Annotated in this window: 17 protein-coding genes; 5 read left to right on the top strand and 12 right to left on the bottom strand. The window is 36.4% G+C overall.

Annotated elements, in window-relative coordinates:
• Both JM84_RS03515 and JM84_RS03510 read right to left on the bottom strand, forming a co-directional pair.
• Complete coding sequence (locus JM84_RS03515; protein ID WP_013750447.1) at positions 1-567, bottom strand: DUF3109 family protein; 567 nt, start codon at positions 565-567, stop codon at positions 1-3.
• Between the two features lie 108 nt (positions 568-675).
• Positions 676-2,472 (bottom strand): AMP-dependent synthetase/ligase, encoded by a 1,797-nt coding sequence (locus tag JM84_RS03510; protein ID WP_144782812.1) that lies wholly within the window; start codon positions 2,470-2,472, stop codon positions 676-678.
• Between the two features lie 210 nt (positions 2,473-2,682).
• Between JM84_RS03510 and JM84_RS03505 the strand changes: the two genes are divergently transcribed.
• A complete protein-coding gene (locus JM84_RS03505) occupies positions 2,683-4,182 on the top strand; it encodes a M20/M25/M40 family metallo-hydrolase (RefSeq protein ID WP_144782810.1) in 1,500 nt (499 codons plus the stop codon).
• 160 nt (positions 4,183-4,342) lie between these two features.
• Here the strand turns inward: JM84_RS03505 and katG are convergent, their stop codons facing one another.
• Positions 4,343-6,559 carry a catalase/peroxidase HPI gene (gene katG, locus JM84_RS03500; protein WP_144782808.1) on the bottom strand — a complete coding sequence of 739 codons (2,217 nt, stop codon included), beginning with the start codon at positions 6,557-6,559 and terminating at the stop codon, positions 4,343-4,345.
• A gap of 266 nt (positions 6,560-6,825) precedes the next feature.
• Here katG and JM84_RS03495 point away from each other — a divergent pair, with 266 nt between their 5' ends.
• A complete protein-coding gene (locus JM84_RS03495; RefSeq protein ID WP_013750451.1) occupies positions 6,826-7,410 on the top strand; it encodes a MarC family protein in 585 nt (194 codons plus the stop codon).
• A 206-nt stretch (positions 7,411-7,616) separates the two neighbouring features.
• Here the strand turns inward: JM84_RS03495 and JM84_RS03485 are convergent, their stop codons facing one another.
• The 4 genes from JM84_RS03485 to JM84_RS03470 form a co-directional block, all read right to left on the bottom strand.
• The gene (locus tag JM84_RS03485; RefSeq protein ID WP_237699384.1) at positions 7,617-7,904 is read right to left on the bottom strand and encodes a hypothetical protein; all 288 of its coding nucleotides are present in this window, start codon (positions 7,902-7,904) and stop codon (positions 7,617-7,619) included.
• 9 nt (positions 7,905-7,913) lie between these two features.
• The gene (locus JM84_RS03480; RefSeq protein ID WP_013750454.1) at positions 7,914-9,503 is read right to left on the bottom strand and encodes a S41 family peptidase; all 1,590 of its coding nucleotides are present in this window, start codon (positions 9,501-9,503) and stop codon (positions 7,914-7,916) included.
• Complete coding sequence (locus tag JM84_RS03475; protein ID WP_013750455.1) at positions 9,504-9,932, bottom strand: deoxycytidylate deaminase; 429 nt, start codon at positions 9,930-9,932, stop codon at positions 9,504-9,506.
• 97 nt (positions 9,933-10,029) lie between these two features.
• Positions 10,030-10,623, bottom strand: a complete 594-nt coding sequence (locus tag JM84_RS03470; protein WP_013750456.1) for a HupE/UreJ family protein — start codon at positions 10,621-10,623, stop codon at positions 10,030-10,032.
• An 89-nt stretch (positions 10,624-10,712) separates the two neighbouring features.
• On the opposite strand from JM84_RS03470, the gene JM84_RS03465 reads away from it, so the two are divergent.
• Positions 10,713-11,141 (top strand): fructose 1,6-bisphosphatase, encoded by a 429-nt coding sequence (locus JM84_RS03465; RefSeq protein ID WP_041295807.1) that lies wholly within the window; start codon positions 10,713-10,715, stop codon positions 11,139-11,141.
• 76 nt (positions 11,142-11,217) lie between these two features.
• Here JM84_RS03465 and JM84_RS03460 read toward each other — a convergent pair whose 3' ends face one another.
• The 5 genes from JM84_RS03460 to fbp all read right to left on the bottom strand — a co-directional run bounded on the left by JM84_RS03460 (position 11,218) and on the right by fbp (position 15,524).
• The gene (locus tag JM84_RS03460; protein WP_144782805.1) at positions 11,218-12,789 is read right to left on the bottom strand and encodes an ATP-binding protein; all 1,572 of its coding nucleotides are present in this window, start codon (positions 12,787-12,789) and stop codon (positions 11,218-11,220) included.
• On the bottom strand, positions 12,782-13,276 hold the full coding sequence (locus tag JM84_RS03455) for a Rab family GTPase (protein WP_013750459.1): 495 nt from the start codon (positions 13,274-13,276) through the stop codon (positions 12,782-12,784). Before JM84_RS03455 ends, JM84_RS03460 begins: the two co-directional genes overlap by 8 nt.
• On the bottom strand, positions 13,263-14,063 hold the full coding sequence (locus JM84_RS03450; RefSeq protein ID WP_144782803.1) for a cell envelope biogenesis protein OmpA: 801 nt from the start codon (positions 14,061-14,063) through the stop codon (positions 13,263-13,265). The genes JM84_RS03455 and JM84_RS03450 overlap by 14 nt, the downstream gene beginning before the upstream one ends.
• 21 nt (positions 14,064-14,084) lie before the next feature.
• Positions 14,085-14,435, bottom strand: coding sequence for a hypothetical protein (locus JM84_RS03445; protein WP_013750461.1), 351 nt, complete (start codon positions 14,433-14,435; stop codon positions 14,085-14,087).
• Between the two features lie 84 nt (positions 14,436-14,519).
• Positions 14,520-15,524 (bottom strand): class 1 fructose-bisphosphatase, encoded by a 1,005-nt coding sequence (gene fbp, locus JM84_RS03440; RefSeq protein WP_144782801.1) that lies wholly within the window; start codon positions 15,522-15,524, stop codon positions 14,520-14,522.
• 122 nt (positions 15,525-15,646) lie between these two features.
• Here fbp and JM84_RS03435 point away from each other — a divergent pair, with 122 nt between their 5' ends.
• Both JM84_RS03435 and JM84_RS03430 read left to right on the top strand, forming a co-directional pair.
• Positions 15,647-16,132 carry a GNAT family N-acetyltransferase gene (locus JM84_RS03435; protein ID WP_144782799.1) on the top strand — a complete coding sequence of 162 codons (486 nt, stop codon included), beginning with the start codon at positions 15,647-15,649 and terminating at the stop codon, positions 16,130-16,132.
• A 137-nt stretch (positions 16,133-16,269) separates the two neighbouring features.
• Complete coding sequence (locus JM84_RS03430) at positions 16,270-17,520, top strand: aspartate kinase (RefSeq protein ID WP_144782797.1); 1,251 nt, start codon at positions 16,270-16,272, stop codon at positions 17,518-17,520.
• Positions 17,521-17,598: the final 78 nt, after the last annotated feature.

The raw sequence follows: 17,598 nt of genomic DNA, 5'->3' as shown, positions 1-17,598 counted from the left end.
TTATTTACCCATTTCTTGAGCGGTCTTCTCTAGTTCTGTATACCACTCTTCTCCAAATTTACGTATTAATGCATCTTTAGTAAATTTATAAACAGGCACAGATAGTTCTTTCCCTAGAGAACAAGCATCACTACAGATAGGCCAGCGATGATAATTTACTGCCGAAAATGAGCTGTATTTTTGCACACGAATAGGGTACAAATGGCAAGAAATAGGTTTGCGCCACGACACTTCACCAGCATTGTAAGCATCCTCTATACCGCAGCTTGCCCATCCTTTATCATTGAAGGTCACATAAGCACACTCGGCTCCATTTACCAGTGGTGTCTCTAGCTCACCGTCACGCACAATACTCGTTCCTTGCTCCTCAATTGCCGCAATTCCTTCTGGACGTAGAAAAGGCTTTACTTTATCGTAAATATCTGCCATGATGGTAACCTCATCTTCTTCAAGTGGCGCGCCAGCTTCACCTGCGATGCAGCACTCTCCTTTACAAGCATTAAGATTACAGACAAAATCTTTTTCGATAATGTCTTCAGAAACGATGGTTTTTTTGAGTTGGAACATAGTTGGGCAAAGATACTTGGAAAGTATGAAGTAAGAATGTGTGAGTAGCGAGATTATTAATGGTTATATAAAATTACGCTTTCGCGAAAGCGTAGCATCTCACATTAACTACTCTGCATACATCTTATCAATAAGTGCTTTGTATTTTTTCTGAACTATTTTTCTTTTAATTTTTAAGGTAGGCGTTATTTCCCCTTCTTCTATACTGAACTCACGAGGAAGCAGCGTAAACTTTTTTATCTTCTCAAAAGCTGAGAATTCTTGCTGTAGCTCGTCAAAACGTTTTTCAAAAAGTGCTACAACCTTATTGTCCTTAATGAGCTCTTCCATACTCTCAAATGAGATACTATGCTCAAGGGCATACTTCTTCAAATTCTCAAAATTAGGAACCGCAAGTGCTGTTACATATTTTTGCTGATCTCCAATTACTGCAAGTTGCTCAATAAGCGAATCACTGATAAGCGCTGTTTCTAATTTTTGAGGAGCTATATATTTACCTCCAGATGTTTTCATTAAATCCTTGATTCTATCTGTGATGTATAGATTTCCATGCTCATCTAGTCTTCCTGCATCACCTGTACAAAACCATCCGTCCTTAAAAACCTGAGCTGTTGCTTCTGGCTTTTTATAGTAGCCTTGCATGACTCCAGGGCCTTTTACAAGGATTTCATCATTATCTCCTATTTTAATCTCAGTACCTTCTATGCTTTTTCCAGCAGAGTTGAATTCAAAATTTGTGTATCCAAATAAAGATACTGTTGCGGTCGTTTCTGTGAGTCCGTAGCCACATTTTACATCAAGACCAAAGGAGTGAAAAAATGAAACCATATCTGCCGCAAGTGGCGCTCCACCACAAGGCATAAATTTAATACGCCCTCCAAAGAGTGCACGCAACTTACTCAATACAATCTTATCGGCAATTTTATATTTTAGATTTAGTCCTAGTGGCACTTTTTTCTCAAGCCTTTGGTGCTGATTATAGTAGTTATCACCTACACTTAGTGCCCAGCTTGCAAGTTTCTGCTTTGTAGGCGTAGCCTCCTTTGTTTTCGCTTGTATAGCTGCATAAATTTTTTCAAAAATACGAGGCACTGTACACATCACCGTTGGTCGCACTTCTTTGAGAACCTCTGCAATTTTCTTTGGATCTTGATTAAAATACACTTCAATCCCCATGTGCAAACAGAAAAACACCCAACTACGCTCAAAAATATGACTGAGTGGTAAAAAGCTTAATGACACATCTTGATCTGATATATCAAGTTCATATTTATGCGCTGCAAGAGAAGCTCCTATATTAGCATGGCCTATCATCACACCTTTAGGTTCTCCAGTGGTTCCTGAAGTATAGATAATACTTGCTAGATCTTTTACATCAAGGTCTTGCTGTCTTTTTAAATAGATGTCTTCAATTTCTTGGGTAGGGCTAGTAACAACAAAGTCTTCTAAATACATAGAAGAAACAGAGGGTTGTAACTTAATGGTATCTGTAAGAGCTACAATAAGCTTTAAGTATGAAGAGCTTTCTAGAAGTTCATAAGCCTGATCGTATTCATGCTGATTACCCACAAAAAGCAAGCTTACCTCAGCATCATTTATCACATAGTCTACTTCCTTTGTAGAACATGTTGCATAGATAGGTACCGTTACTGCTCTTATGCTCATTATCGCAAGGTCTGCAATAATCCAGTTAGGCATATTTTCGGCAAAAATGGCTACGTTATGCTGTGTTTCAACACCAAACTGCAGTAAACCTTTGGCAAGATTTTCAACACGGTAATACATATTTTTCCAGCTTATACCTTCCCAAGTATTAAGTGTCTCATTCTTTACATAAAGCGCATTCTTGTTTTCAAAGCGTAGCGCATTTTCCTTGACATTTACTACTAGGTGTTTGTAATCCATAAACTGTAATTAATTACGATATTTAATCATTGAGGTTTTCCAAAATTAAACATTAATAGACCGTTTCTTCTTTTATTGGCCTTAGTAGCGTATAATAACACGCTTTTATTAACCTCTGTTAATAGAAGTGAAGCATCCTAGCAGAAAACCTTATATTTATCTACCATACGGTTGTATTTAACACAGCAACAATTCTTAAAATCGTCTTCTATGAAACTCTGGCCTCTCTGTCTCTTATTTACTGCTTTTATAGGTGTTGCTCAATCTCCCGTAGATGCACTTATAGATCAAAATCTCAAGAAAACTCTTATTGAACACAAAGCCTTTGTGAGCATTCCTAACTTGCCTTCAAACCCAGCTTTAATGCTAGAAAATATTGCCTTTGTAGAAGAGCGTTACAAGGCGCTAGATTTCACAACTAGCTTACTAGAAACTAGTACGCTCCCTATTCTTCTCGTAGAGAAAGAGTACAACCCAAATTACAAAACAGTACTCTTTTATGTTCATATAGATGGACAGGCAGTAAACCCTGCAACATGGGATCAAGAAGACCCTTTCACTCCTGTACTCAAGGTGAAAAACAGCTCTGGGGATTATAAAGCGATTTCTTGGGATCACCTAGACACTAAAATTGATAATGACTGGCGTATTTTTGGCCGAGCCGCTGCAGATGATAAGGCACCTATAATGATGTTTATTACTGCGCTACAACTTTTAAAAGAGCAACAAAAAGAACCTACTTTTAATATCAAGGTGATTTTTGATCCCGAAGAGGAATATAACTCGACTGCTTTACTTTCTACTCTAGACACTTATAAAAGTAGATATGCTGCAGATTATTTTGTGGTAATGGATGGTCCTGCTCATGATTCTAATAAGCCCACACTTACCTTTGGCTGTAGAGGAATTGCCACTGCTGCAATCACCACCTACGGTGCCCGCCTACCTCAACATAGTGGTCATTATGGCAACTATGCACCTAACCCGGTTTTTAGACTTGCAAACCTACTAACTACAATGAAAGATGATGATGGAAAAGTCTTAATAGAAAATTATTATGATGGAATTACAATTACTCCAGAAACGGCTCAAGTACTCTCTTCTGTACCTTTTGACGCAACTGATTTTAATAAAAAATTAGGTGTTCACACCGCCGAAAAAGTTGGAAACTCATATCAAGAAGCGCTGCAATTTCCTTCTCTTAACGTTAGACAAATAGGGACCTCGTGGACAGGTGAAGGTCTCAAAACGGTAGTTCCAGAGTATGCCATTGCAAACCTTGACATACGCCTTGTTCCAGAAACAGATGGTGATGCACAACTAGAAAAGATTAAAAAGCACATCACTAAACAAGGTTATCACCTTATAGATCGAGCACCCACGGAGGAGGAAAGACTTGCTTATCCTAAAATAGCCACGTTTACAGGTAAAACTTCTGTAAATGCATTTAGAACAAATCCAGATGATGCTTTTGGCAAAAAAATAAGGAAAGCACTATCACAATCTTTTGGTGAAGACCCTATTACAATTAGAATGATGGGTGGCACCGTGCCTATTGTTCCCGTGATTAAAGCGCTAGATGTTCCTACAGTTATACTTCCGCTGGTTAATATGGATAACAATCAGCACAATCCTAATGAGAATATACGCATAGGGAATATTAGACAAGGTATTAAGATATGTCTAGCATTACTTGAAACAGCTTTTTAGGAAGGTTTTTATGCTGTTACGCTTTCGCGAAAGCATACTAATATGCACAACTGCATCCTTTAAAATTTGAAGAAATATTGCATAAAAAGCAAAACGTCCAACTTGTAGCAAGTTGGACGTTTTTATTGTGTACTTACGCTTTCGCGAAAGCGTTATTTATTTACTTAATATCAAAACGATCTGCGTTCATGACTTTAGTAAATGCCTTGATAAAGTCGGCTACGAAACGTTCTTCACCATCATTTGCTCCATAAACCTCAGCAATTGCTCTAAGCTCTGTGTTTGATCCAAAAATTAGATCTGCACGAGATCCTGTAAACTTCATCTCTCCAGTACGACGGTCACTTCCTGAGAATAATGTCTCATCAGAAGAAAGCTCCTTCCAAGTGTATGTAAAGTCTAGTATGTTTGTAAAGAAGTCGTTTGATAACTGTCCAGGTCGATCTGTAAAGACACCTACTTTAGTACCGTTATAGTTTGTACCTAATACACGTAAACCTCCTACAAGCACTGTCATTTCTGGAATAGAGAGTCCTAGTAATTGTGCACGATCAATAAGCATTGCTTCGGCAGCTGTTGCTTTTTGTGTATGACTCACATAGTTTCTAAAACCATCTGCTTTAGGCTCAAGATAACCAAAGCTATCTACATCTGTTTGTTCTTGTGTTGCATCTGTACGTCCTGGCGTAAATGGGACTATGACATCATGTCCAGCATCTTTTGCCGCCTTTTCTACTCCTACAGATCCTGCAAGAACGATAAGGTCTGCCATAGATACGTCACCATCAAAATCACTTTGAATAGCACCTAATACATTAAGCACTTTGTATAACTGCTCAGGGTTGTTTACTTCCCATCTATTTTGTGGTGCCAGGCGGATGCGTGCACCGTTTGCTCCACCACGCTTGTCAGAATTTCTAAACGTAGAAGCTGATGCCCATGCTGTAGAAACCATCTCTGATACTGTAAGTCCTGACGCTGCAATTTTTACTTTTAATGTTGCAACTTGATCATCGCTTAATGCATACCCATCATTGCTCGGTACTGGATCTTGCCATAATAACTCTTCACTAGGAACTTCTGGACCTAAATATCTCTCTATAGGTCCCATGTCACGGTGTGTTAACTTATACCATGCACGTGCAAAAGCATCTTCAAAAGCCTTGTGGTCTTTATGGAATCTCTCTGAAATCTTACGATATTCTGGATCTACTTTCAAAGCAATATCTGCCGTAGTCATCATAAGGCGCTGCTTTTTTGAAGCGTCTCCAGCTGTTGGAGCCATCTTTGCATTTGAAGATTCTGTAGGTGTCCATTGGTGTGCTCCTGCTGGACTCTTGGTAAGCTCCCAGTCGTAATTTAATAGTACATCAAAATAATCTGCATCCCATTGTGTTGGGTTAGGAGTCCATGCTCCCTCTATTCCAGAAGTAATAGCATCATCAAGTACACCTGTACCATAACTATTTTTCCATCCGGTACTCATTTCTTCAATAGGAGCTCCGTGTGGCTCCGTTCCTACATAGTCGCTTGGATCTGCTGCACCATGTGCTTTACCGAAGGTGTGACCACCAGCTACTAGTGCTACTGTCTCCTCATCATTCATCGCCATACGTCCAAAAGTCTCTCTCACATTTGCAGCAGAGCCCATAGGATCTGGAACTCCGTTAGGTCCTTCTGGATTTACATATATCCATCCCATCATTACTGCTCCTAGTGGTGCTTCTAACTCTCCCTCTGCATAACGCTCATCATTTGCTCCCCACTCTGTCTCGCTTCCCCAATAAATATCTTGTTCTGGTTCCCATACATCTTCACGTCCTCCAGCAAAACCGAAAGTTGGGAAGCCCATAGATTCTAAAGCACAGTTACCTGCAAGCACCATTAAATCTGCCCAAGAAATTTTATTTCCATATTTTTTCTTGATAGGCCATAATAATAAACGAGCCTTATCAAGGTTACCATTATCTGGCCAACTGTTAAGTGGCGCGAAACGCTGTGTTCCGGAGCTTGCTCCTCCACGTCCATCTCCTATACGGTATGTACCCGCACTGTGCCAAGCTAAACGAATCATAAACCCTCCGTAGTGACCATAATCTGCAGGCCACCAATCCTGTGAATCTGTCATTAAATCAAGTACGTCTTGTTTGAGGGCATTAAAATCTAGGCTATTAAATGCCGCTGCATAATCAAAATCTCCTCCTAATGGGTCAGATTTTGTCGCATTCTGTCTAAGTATATTTAAACGAAGTTCATTAGGCCACCAATCACGATTAGTTGTACCACCGCCAGAGGTTTGTTTATGTGCTCCTCCCATAAAAGGACACTTTGCTGCTTGAGACTCATCATTAAGATCAAATGTTTCTGTATTTTTCATTCCAATAGGTTTTTCAAGGTTGATGGCGTAAAAGTATTTAATAACCACTCACGTAACTATAGTTTATCATTAGAATAAGTTAATGTTCAATAGTCAAAAACTATAATTCTAATTTTCACCAAAAAATACATACCATTTTTAATAAATTGTTACTAACTAATTAATAGTGAATTAAGTTACGTATTGTATTTGTAATTCTACAACAGAATGTATTATGTATCCTTTAAATAAGGGTACCTTTGAGCGCATTTTAAAACGATTATGCAATGAATATAGATATAAAGGAAATACTTACGGCGGCAATGGTACTTTTTGCTGTAATCGATATTATAGGTAGTATTCCTATTATATTAAAGTTACGCAAAAAAGCAGGTCATATTCAAAGTGAAAAAGCAGCATTAGTCGCGCTTATCGTCATGATTTTATTTGTATTTGTAGGAGAGAGTATATTAAGTCTCATAGGTGTAAATGTGTATGAGTTTGCTGTGGCTGGTTCTTTTATCCTATTCTTTATAGCCCTAGAAATGATTCTGGGTGTTAGTATTTTTAAGGATGATGATGGTATAAGTGCAAAGACGGTCTCTGTATTTCCACTTGCCTTTCCATTAGTAGCAGGACCCGGCACTCTTACTTCGCTTCTCGCATTACGTGCAGAATATGACCTTAGTAATATAATAATAGCTGTCATACTTAACATATTACTAGTGTACATAGTCTTAAAAACCTCTAAACATATTGAGCGCTTTTTAGGCAAGAACGGTATTGCTGTAATACATAAAGTTTTTGGTGTAATTTTGTTAGCAATCGCTGTGAAGTTATTTACAGCAAATATTCAAGAACTATTTAAGTAAATCTATGAAGTTTATAATCCCTATTGGAATTTTACTGGCGCTGGGCCTTCTTATTTACAATGTAACATTACTCGACTTTTCTAATCTTTTTGAAGGAGAAAGTAGCATTGCTCTAATAGGAGTTATAGCGTGCTTATGTGCAATACTATTATTGCTTATTTTACGTACCTCCCGCAAAATTGCAGAGAAACATAAATAAGATATAATTACATCAAATAGATAATGTAAGGATTATAAATCTCATAAATAATCCCAGCTATTAATGTAAGTATTGCTAGTGCCGTAAAAGCAATATGCAACTTTTGATACCATAGATTACGACGTAATTTCCAAATGAGTTTCTCATCATTTAGATTTTCTATTTGAGCTAGAATAATTGGTGGCTTCAAGTAAAAAGGACTTACGGATATACCATGTCGTATAAGCAATGCAGCACTATTATCTAGCAATCTAAATATGATTGCGACAATATAAATATATATAGCTACTACCATTAACATAGGTTATCCTTTTTCACGAGTAAGTTCTATCACTTTTTGAATTACGGCATCTTCTTTATTTACCATCATCTCAAATGCATTATTATCAAAAAGCTGTCTAGCCATAGTAGCTTTGAGATATTTCTTGTACAAGTCTCTATATTTACTTGCTTTCAAATTAATCTGCCTAAACTGTGCGAAAGATATAAAATCTTCTACTACCTGATCTGATATGATAACCTCTTCTTGAAATTGTTCCATACTGAGGCTATTATAATAAGTTCTATCTTTCTCTAATTGCTCAAAAATAAACAAGCGCATATATCCAGAACGCAATACATAATTGAGATGTTCTACTTCATAGTCTGTATTTTTAGGGACAAAAATATCTGGTATGATACCTCCTCCTCCATAAACAATTTTACCCTTAGGAGTTCTAAATTTGAGAGAATCTGCAACTTTAATGCTATCGACACTGCGTAACTCGCCGTTTTCATATCTATTGAGATAATCTTCAAAATAATCTTTATCTCCTAATTCATAAGGCTTTTGTATGGAGCGACCCGTAGGTGTATAATAACGGGCGATTGTCAATCTCACTGCACTCCCGTCTCCTAAATCCATTTCTCTCTGCACAAGCCCTTTACCAAAAGATCTACGTCCCACTATTACTCCTTTATCATTGTCTTGCAATGCTCCCGCGACAATCTCACTAGCACTTGCAGAGTTTTCATTTATAAGGATAAAGACTTCTCCGTCTTCAAAAACACCGCCATCATCAGTATAGCTATTAGATATCTTTCCTGTTTTATTCTTTGTAAACAGTATGAGTTTATCCTCTTCTAAAAATTCATTTACCACTCCCTCTGCGCTAGAGATATATCCTCCTGGATTATCTCTTAAATCTAACGCTATTTTTGACGCACCCTTACCTTTAAGGTCTAAAAGCGCCTTTCTGAACTCTTCGTGAGTAGACTCTGCAAAACGATTAATTTTAATATACCCAAGATTATCAGTAAGCATATAACTTCCTACAACACTAAAAATAGGCACGTGATCACGCTCAAAATTAAAAGACATAAGTTTTTTAACTCCAGGTCTTTTTATCTTAATTTCAATAGGTGTTCTTGCTTTACCCTTTAAAATACTAGATAGAGAGTCATCTGTAATTTCTTTAGTGGATAAATTGATGCCATCGGCATAGACAATACGGTCTCCACCTTTAATCCCAGCACGATAACTAGGGCCACCTTTAATAGCCTGTATTACTGCCAGCGAGTCGTTATATGGATAAAAGCTTACTCCAATCCCCACAAAATCACCTTTCATATTCTCCTCCATAGCGCTATATTCATCTGGTGGAATATAAGTAGAATGTGGATCAAGATTATCCAAGATACCATTTACGGTTACATCTACTATGCTATCAGTGTTTATAACATCTACATATTCATAATCTATATAATCTATGAGCTTATTAAGTTTATCCTTTTTTGCATTTGATGTAAACAACGCGGTATCCTTATATCCAAAATCTAATAAACTCCCGAGCATGATGCCTAGAGCAATGCCTAAACCAAAAAGTAGAGGAATATATTTGCGTTGTATTTTCATTTATGAATCGATGTCTTGAAGATGTACTATCTCAACGCCTGCTTTTTCTAAAAATTTTACACCCGTGAGATCTTTATATGCATTATGATAAACCACACGCTTAATACCTGCCTGATGTACTAATTTACTACAATCCTTGCAAGGACTTAATGTGATATATAGAGTAGCCCCATGACAAGATTGTGTGGAACTGGCAACCTTTAAAATTGCGTTTGCCTCAGCGTGTAATACATACCACTTCGTATTATTTTCGTCATCTTCACAAACGTTTTCAAAACCAGTTGGTGTTCCATTATAACCGTCAGAAATGATCATCTTATCTTTTACAATAATTGCTCCCACTTGCTTACGGTTGCAGTATGACAGTTTTCCCCATTCCCGAGCCATTCTCAAGTAAGCGATGTCATATTTATGTTGTTTTGAAGCCATTAATAGTTGTGATATCTGTTGTTACGCTTTCGCGAAAGCGTAAAAAAATATAATATATAACTTATTTACACACTTCTAAAAGCATGTAAAACAATAATTAAAAATTTATACTAGATAGTGCCGTTTTAAACACAGGAATAGCGACACCAATTACTACAGATGAAATAACCATCACCCAATCCCTTAGTGAGAATCTAAAGATTGCTTGGCCTATAAAACTTATAACAAGTACAACAAATACAATAATTAATTGCGCAGCTTCAATACCTAAGGTGTATTCTATTAATGGTAGCAACTTACTTTCTGAACTTGATGTCATCATTTTAAAATACGTAGAAAAACCTAGCCCATGTATTAAACCAAAAAATAATGCTGCAAAAAGGTGAATTCCAATCTTCTGATTACGATTCTTTTTACCAGCCGTAAATATATTATATAAAGCCGTTATTAATATGGTAATAGGTATTAACAACTCTACTAGTGATGAGTTAACTCTAACCACACCATACGCCGAGAGCGCGAGCGAAAGTGTATGCCCTAATGTGAAGATTGTTACCAGTGTCAATAATTTTTTCCAATTAGAAAATAAGTATGGAACAGTGAGAACTATTAAAAAAAGTATATGATCATAAGCGTTCCAATCTAGTACGTGGAAAAGGCCTTCTTTAAAATAAAATACGAATGAATCCATCTAAAAAAATTAGGGGGTTTTTATCAAATGTACAAATTAAAAATCTTGATTAAATGGCTATCTTTGAAGCTTACTTTAAATTAAAAAATATGTCTTTTTCAGATTTATATGATAGCGGGTTCCGCAAGAGAAATGAAGATCACTTTGCATCTATTGTGAGAGTGGCAATGGATGATGGTGTAATTTCAGATAAAGAAAAAGCTTTTTTAGACAGGCTTGCTCGTAATCTTTCTATATCTGCAGAGGATTATGAAATTATTTTAGGAGATTATATGTCTCACCCTATTAACCCTCCTACTACTTATGATAGAAGATTAGAGCGTTTATACGATCTTACTCGTATGATTCACATTGATCATGATTTTGAGGAAGAAGAGCCTCTTTTAATAAGACTTTCTATAGGTTTAGGTTTTGCTACAAGTAATGCACCTTATGTTGCACATAAAGCACTTACTCTTGTAAGAGAAGGTACTGATCTTGATACATTTCAAGATGAAATCAAAAATATGAGCCGCTAGATTGTAGCTTTTATCATAAATCAAAAAGGGGGAAGATCTTTATGAGATCTTCCCCCTTTTTGATTTTATAGAATTTTTATTCTTCCTCTTCATCTAGAGAAGCCACCTCTTTACTTTTCCTTTTATACCGTGTTAAGAGTCTCTCTATTGTTTCAAAAAGAAGCTCTGCATCTATAGGCTTTGTTAAGTAAGCATTCATACCTGCCTCCTTTGCTGCATCTTGCTCTTCTTGAGCTGTTCTAGCAGTAAGCGCTATAATGGGCAGTTTACTTATTTTACTATTAGAATGACTTCGTATCTGCACTGCAGTATCAAGCCCATCCATTATAGGCATCGTAAGATCAAGTATCACTAAATCATAAGTGTTTCTGTCTAAAAATTCTAGAACACGCTCACCATCTTTTGCAATATCTATACTATAAGCACCATGGTCTACAAATAGACGAAGCATCAACAACTGATTCACCTCGACATCTTCTCCTAATAAAATACGTGGCTTTTTACCAGCAGCTTTATTATTCTTTGTCTTCTTAGCCTTTTCTTTCTTCTCTCGTTTCTGATTATGAGAAACTCCCATATATACCGTAAAACTAAATGTAGATCCTTCCCCTTCCACACTACTTACCTCGAGATCACTCTCTAACAATTGCGTCAGTTGTTTTACGATACTAAGTCCTAATCCAGATCCTCCAAAGAGGCCTCTTTTTTCTAGCTGTGTAAAGCTGTCAAAAATACTGTCTATCTTCTCCTTTAGTATTCCTATTCCAGTATCTGTCACTTCAAAAGTTACAGGAATTCTTCTGGCATTTTGAGAATCTGTTTTTACACAGAATTTTATATTTCCTTGATGCGTATATTTTAATGCATTCTCTAATAAGTTTACAAGGATTTGATTGATTCTAAGATGATCGCCCACTAAGAAACGTGGAATCTTTGAGCCCATCTCAAACTCAAAAGAAAGTCTCTTCTCATCTGCTCTGAGTTGATAGGTTTTACCTAAAACTTCTATAAATTCTTTGAAATCAAATCGTCTCTTCTTAATTTCTAGTTTGCCTGCTTCAATCTTAGATATATCCATCAAATCATCTAGAATAGTCACTAGATTCTTAGATGAGTCTTTTACAATATTGAGTATGTCTAACTGCTCTCTTGTAATATCAGTATTTTCTAAAACAGAAAGAAAACCTACGATACTATTGAGAGGAGTACGTATTTCATGACTTACGTTTGCAAGAAATTTATTCTTGAAGCTACGCTGTATTTCTAGCTCTTGATTAAGCTCTTGAGTAATATTAAAACCTATGATAGACTCGTTACGCACTTGTTTAATCTGGTGTACCGTTTTATAGTGATCTGTAAGATCATTTAAAATTACGACTAATATATCGTCATCTCTTAAGATGGTTTTTATATCTAAGAAATAAAGTCTGCCCAGCACTTCTACTTGAACACAAAAGAAAGTATGTTCTTTTTTTGTCTCCTCAAAGACGGTCATGAGTGAGTAGAAAAAAGGATGGAACTCTGTAATATCAGAGCCTTTAGTAATTGAGAATAGGTTTTGATCTGAGTCTTCTACCTTAAGTCCTCTATTAACAATAAGTAGTTGTGTGGTTTTATTAAAAAAATCCTGTCTGAGGTTATCAAGCATTTTCAAGCAATTGCGCTGCTACATCATTAAACAGCTGTTCAACATTTTCTCCGGTCTTTGCACTGGAAAGATAGCTATGTTGAACATCTTGCGCCTTAAGAGCTGCCATGATTTCATCCTTGTCGACTAAGTCTACTTTATTTCCGATAATGTGCACAGGCACTTGGGGATACTTATCTTTTAGGTGACTTAAGTTATATTTCAAATCACTATATGTTACTGCTCTTGAGGCATCAAATACATAAATAAAGCTAGAAGCTCCCATTAAATAAGATGGCCTGTATTTTGTAAAATCATCTGTTCCTTCAACATCCCATATAATAAGTGTTACCTTATCAGAATTTATGTTTACTTCTTTCTTCATTATATGCACACCAATAGTAACTACATAGTTGTCTGAGAAATTATTCTCAACAAACCTGCGAAGCAGTGAAGACTTACCAACACCAAAATGTCCTAGTAATACTATTTTTTTAGATACGCTCATCTGTAAAATACTCTTTTAATTTTTTGGTAAATTTCTGATTGTCACTTAAATCATCTTTGTTTATCACAAACTGAGCAAAGTCAAGTAACACATCATCAAGTTTATTTTTGTATTCATCATCATAAATACCGCTTAAAATTACGGCAATATAATATTCTGAGAAGTTTTGTAAATGAATAGTGTAGAGTTGATAATCTATCCTCTCTAATTCCATCTCCCCTCTCTCAAAAGCGTCTTCTGCAAAGCTTTTTATCGCCGTAAGCATACCCGCCATCATATCCTTGTCCATCGTTTTGGTTTTTGAATAGCTTGCTTTAAGCAATCCAGAACCTTTTTCTATTACAAGTATTTGTTCAATATACGCTTTATATTCTTCTTTAAGTAGTGCCGCTGCGGATGGCCTTTCTTTTCCCTTAGATTTAAATATATTTCTAAACGAAAAAGCATTGTCTATTTTCTCACTTATAGAATCATTGAGTTTTTTTATTTCTGCTTGGATATATTTTTTTATCATTTTACCCATAATAGGGTATAATGCTTCTACCACAGCATCCTGAGAATTTTTAATTTCAGATTTTAAAGTTTGGGTGATGGTGGGCCCTAGAGTTTTGGGCATTTCTTCAACAAAGCTTAGCAAACGCTCATCTAGAATAGGGCCAACTCTATCTGATAAATGTTGCTGCCTCTCTTCTAAGTCTTTAAGTTTTCTGTATATATCATTCTCAGGCTTTTTCTCATCTGTGAGTAAAAGCTCTTTTAAAATTTCAAGACGTTCATCAGTTGTCATTAAAAATTTTCAGAGATTGATCTAAGCCTTTATATTCTCACCTAAACGTATGAGCATATCACCTAAGCTATCACGGCTCACCTTTCTATTATCAAGATCTTGAGTTTTATCATCAAGTGCCTGTTCAAGATCCGAGATACGAATATTTACATCTGTACTCAGATTATCAATGGCAGTCATAATCTCTTTACGAGCGTCGTCTACATAAGAAAGCATTTCTTCACGTTTTTGCGTGATATCTGCCTTAAGCGTATCAAATTCGTGATTATATTCTTGAATATTTTCACCAAAAATGAGGTTTTTGATAGCCTCAATTTTAGAATTTGCAACATCAGGTAGTTGCTCGTTCTGTGTAGGGTCTTTTTTAGCCATAATGGTAGTAGCCTTGATATTTGTTTAATCAAATATAAAAAAAATACCGCGCCTTATGAGTTTTAATCTTTCTTAACTCATCAATTAAGACTCCTTCATAAAACTTTCGGCTTTTTCGACCATTAATTTACTACCACAAAAGAAGGGCACACGCTCATGTAATTCTGTAGGTTGTAAGTCTAAAATAGCTCCAAAACCGTCACTTGCTTTTCCTCCTGCCTGCTCAGCTATAAAAGCCATAGGATTACATTCATACAGCAAACGTAGTTTACCATTGGCTGCTTTCGAGCTTTTTGGATACATGTATATTCCACCTTTAATCATGTTTCTATGAATATCAGAAACTAATGACCCTATGTATCGGGAAGTATACGGACGGTCATCTTTCTCTTCTTGACAGTATTTTATATATTTTTTTACTCCGTCTGGGAAGTGCACATAATTACCTTCATTTACAGAATAGATATTTCCTGTTTCTGGAAACTGCATATTAGGATGGGAAAGATAAAAGGTTCCAATGGCTGGATTAAGAGTAAATCCATTTACACCATGACCTGTAGTATATACAATCATTGTAGAAGTCCCATAAATAATATATCCCGCAGCTACTTGCTCTCTACCTTTTTGTAAAAAGTCCTCTATAGTCACAGGAGTTCCAGCTGGAGTCACACGTCTGTAAATTGAAAAAATTGTCCCTACAGAAACATTCACATCAATATTAGAAGAGCCATCTAAAGGATCCATAAGTAGTACATACTTATTGTTATTATCCTCGTTTTGACCATGTATTGAAATAAAATCATCATTTTCCTCACTCGCAATTCCACAAAGAATATTGCGGTTGGTGAGTGTACGTATAAAGGTATCATTTGCCATCACATCCAGCTTTTGCTGATCTTCACCTTGGATGTTTGTCTCCCCAGCGGCACCCACTATATCTACAAGGCCAGCCTTGTTCACTTCGTGGTTTACTACTTTGGCCGCAAGGCGAATAGAGTTAATTAATCGAGAAAGTTCTCCAGAAGAATACTGGAACTCAGCTTGATTTTCAATGATAAACTCTCCTAATGTTTGGTTTTTTCTTGACACGATACGTGTTTTTTGATTTAATGCAAAAGTAGCTTTAATCTTAACTTGCTACAACGTTTTCGTTTAAGAATAGTTAATGTAATTATTTACCTTAGCGTCGCTTATAAAAAACAACCCTGAATATGAAGATTAACATTCAAAGAGCAACACCGCAAGATATGCCCGCTGTGTTGGGCCTCATAAACGAACTAGCAGTTTATGAAAAAGAGCCTGATGCGGTAAAGATTACAGAAAAAACACTCTTAGAAAACGGTTTTGGTGATCACCCTCTTTTTACTTGCTTCGTTGCAAAAACAGAAGCAGAGGTTGTAGGCATGGCTTTATGTTATTTCCGCTTTTCTACTTGGGATGGAAAATCATTACACCTAGAAGATCTGGTGGTAAAGGAATCTTTACGTGGCAAAGGAGTAGGACAAAAGTTGTATGATCAAATCATGATATTTGGGGCTGCGAGTGGTGTTAAACGTGTAGAATGGGTTGTACTAGACTGGAATACTAGCGCCATTGAATTCTATAAAAAAAGTAACGCAAAGTTTTTAAAAGATTGGCATCTTGTACAAATGGATGAGCAACGTCTTCAGGATTACATTAAAAAAATTAATGCTTAATAATTTTTGGCTCTGTTGTGATGTATTAGCTTTCGCGAAAGCGTAACAAAATCCGATACAACCACAAATCACCATTTGTTTATCAATAAGCGCTCATTTAAAACGAGCGACTCACTTAGAAAAGTAAGGTTACCAATATGCAGGTATTTAAATTTGGCGGAGCATCTGTAAAAGATGCAGATGGCGTAAAGAATGTAGCAACGGTACTACAAACTATCGGAGCTGGAGAAAAACTTGTTGTAGTCTCTGCAATGGGAAAAATGACTAATGCTATGGAAGCAATTGTTACAGCTTACTTTGGTGATAAAAGCAGTCTTCCAGAACATATAGAACACACGGTCGCTTATCACAAAGAGATTACTAATAATCTTTTTGAAAAAGGCAATGAAGTTTTTGAAAAGATAAAAGAACTTTTTGCAGAGCTCAAAGGTTTTCTTGCCTGGAACAAATCGCCAAAATATGATTTTGTTTATGATCAAATTGTGTGCTACGGCGAGCTTATATCTACTACTATCATAAGTGCATACCTCAACAAGCAAGGACTTACAAATACCTGGCTAGATGCGAGACGTCTTATAAAAACAGATAGTAGTTATCGCGATGGACGCGTAAACTGGAAGGCAACGCAAGCAGCGATAAAAGAGTATGTAGACCCAAAAGCACTTACTATTACTCAAGGATTTATAGCATCAGACAGTAATAACTTTACAACCACATTAGGCAGAGAAGGATCTGATTATACGGGTGGCATATTTGCATACTGCCTCGATGCAGAAAATCTGACTATCTGGAAGGATGTTCCTGGTGTTTTAAATGGTGATCCTCGAGTTTTTAACAACACCGTTTTATTACATGAAATCCCATACGAAGAAGCCATTGAGCTTGCATTTTATGGAGCTTCTGTTATTCATCCTAAAACCTTACAACCGTTGCAACGTAAAGAAATACCGCTTTATGTAAAATCCTTTCTCAACCCTACAGCTAGTGGCACCATGGTAAGTAGTGTGTCTACGCTAGCACCTATGGTGCCGTGTTATATAGTCAAGAAAAACCAAGTGCTCATATCACTATCTGCTCTAGATTTCTCTTTTATGGTAGAAGATAATATTGCAGAGGTTTTCCAGTTACTTTCTACTTACAAGCTTAAAGTTGACCTTATACAGAACTCTGCGATAAGCTTTTCTGTATGTGTAGACAACAAATTTAATGGCTTAGAAAAACTTACAAATCAGCTTAAAGGAAAATTTAAAGTAAGTGTTACTGCAGGGGTTTCTCTTTATACAATAAGGCATTTTGTACAAGAAGCTCTTGATAAATTTCAAGAGGATAAAACAGTGCTTCTTAAGCAAGTCACTCAAAACACAGTGCAACTTGTAACACAAAACTAGAAGTATGTTTTCTCTAGGTTAACAAAATGTAACTATAGCAAACCCTATTTGTTATATTTGCCTACTTAAAATAACCAC

It is taken from the genome of Dokdonia sp. Hel_I_63 (genome assembly GCF_007827285.1).
Classification (GTDB): Bacteria; Bacteroidota; Bacteroidia; order Flavobacteriales; family Flavobacteriaceae; genus Dokdonia.
This window is presented reverse-complemented; position numbering and strand designations above follow the sequence as displayed.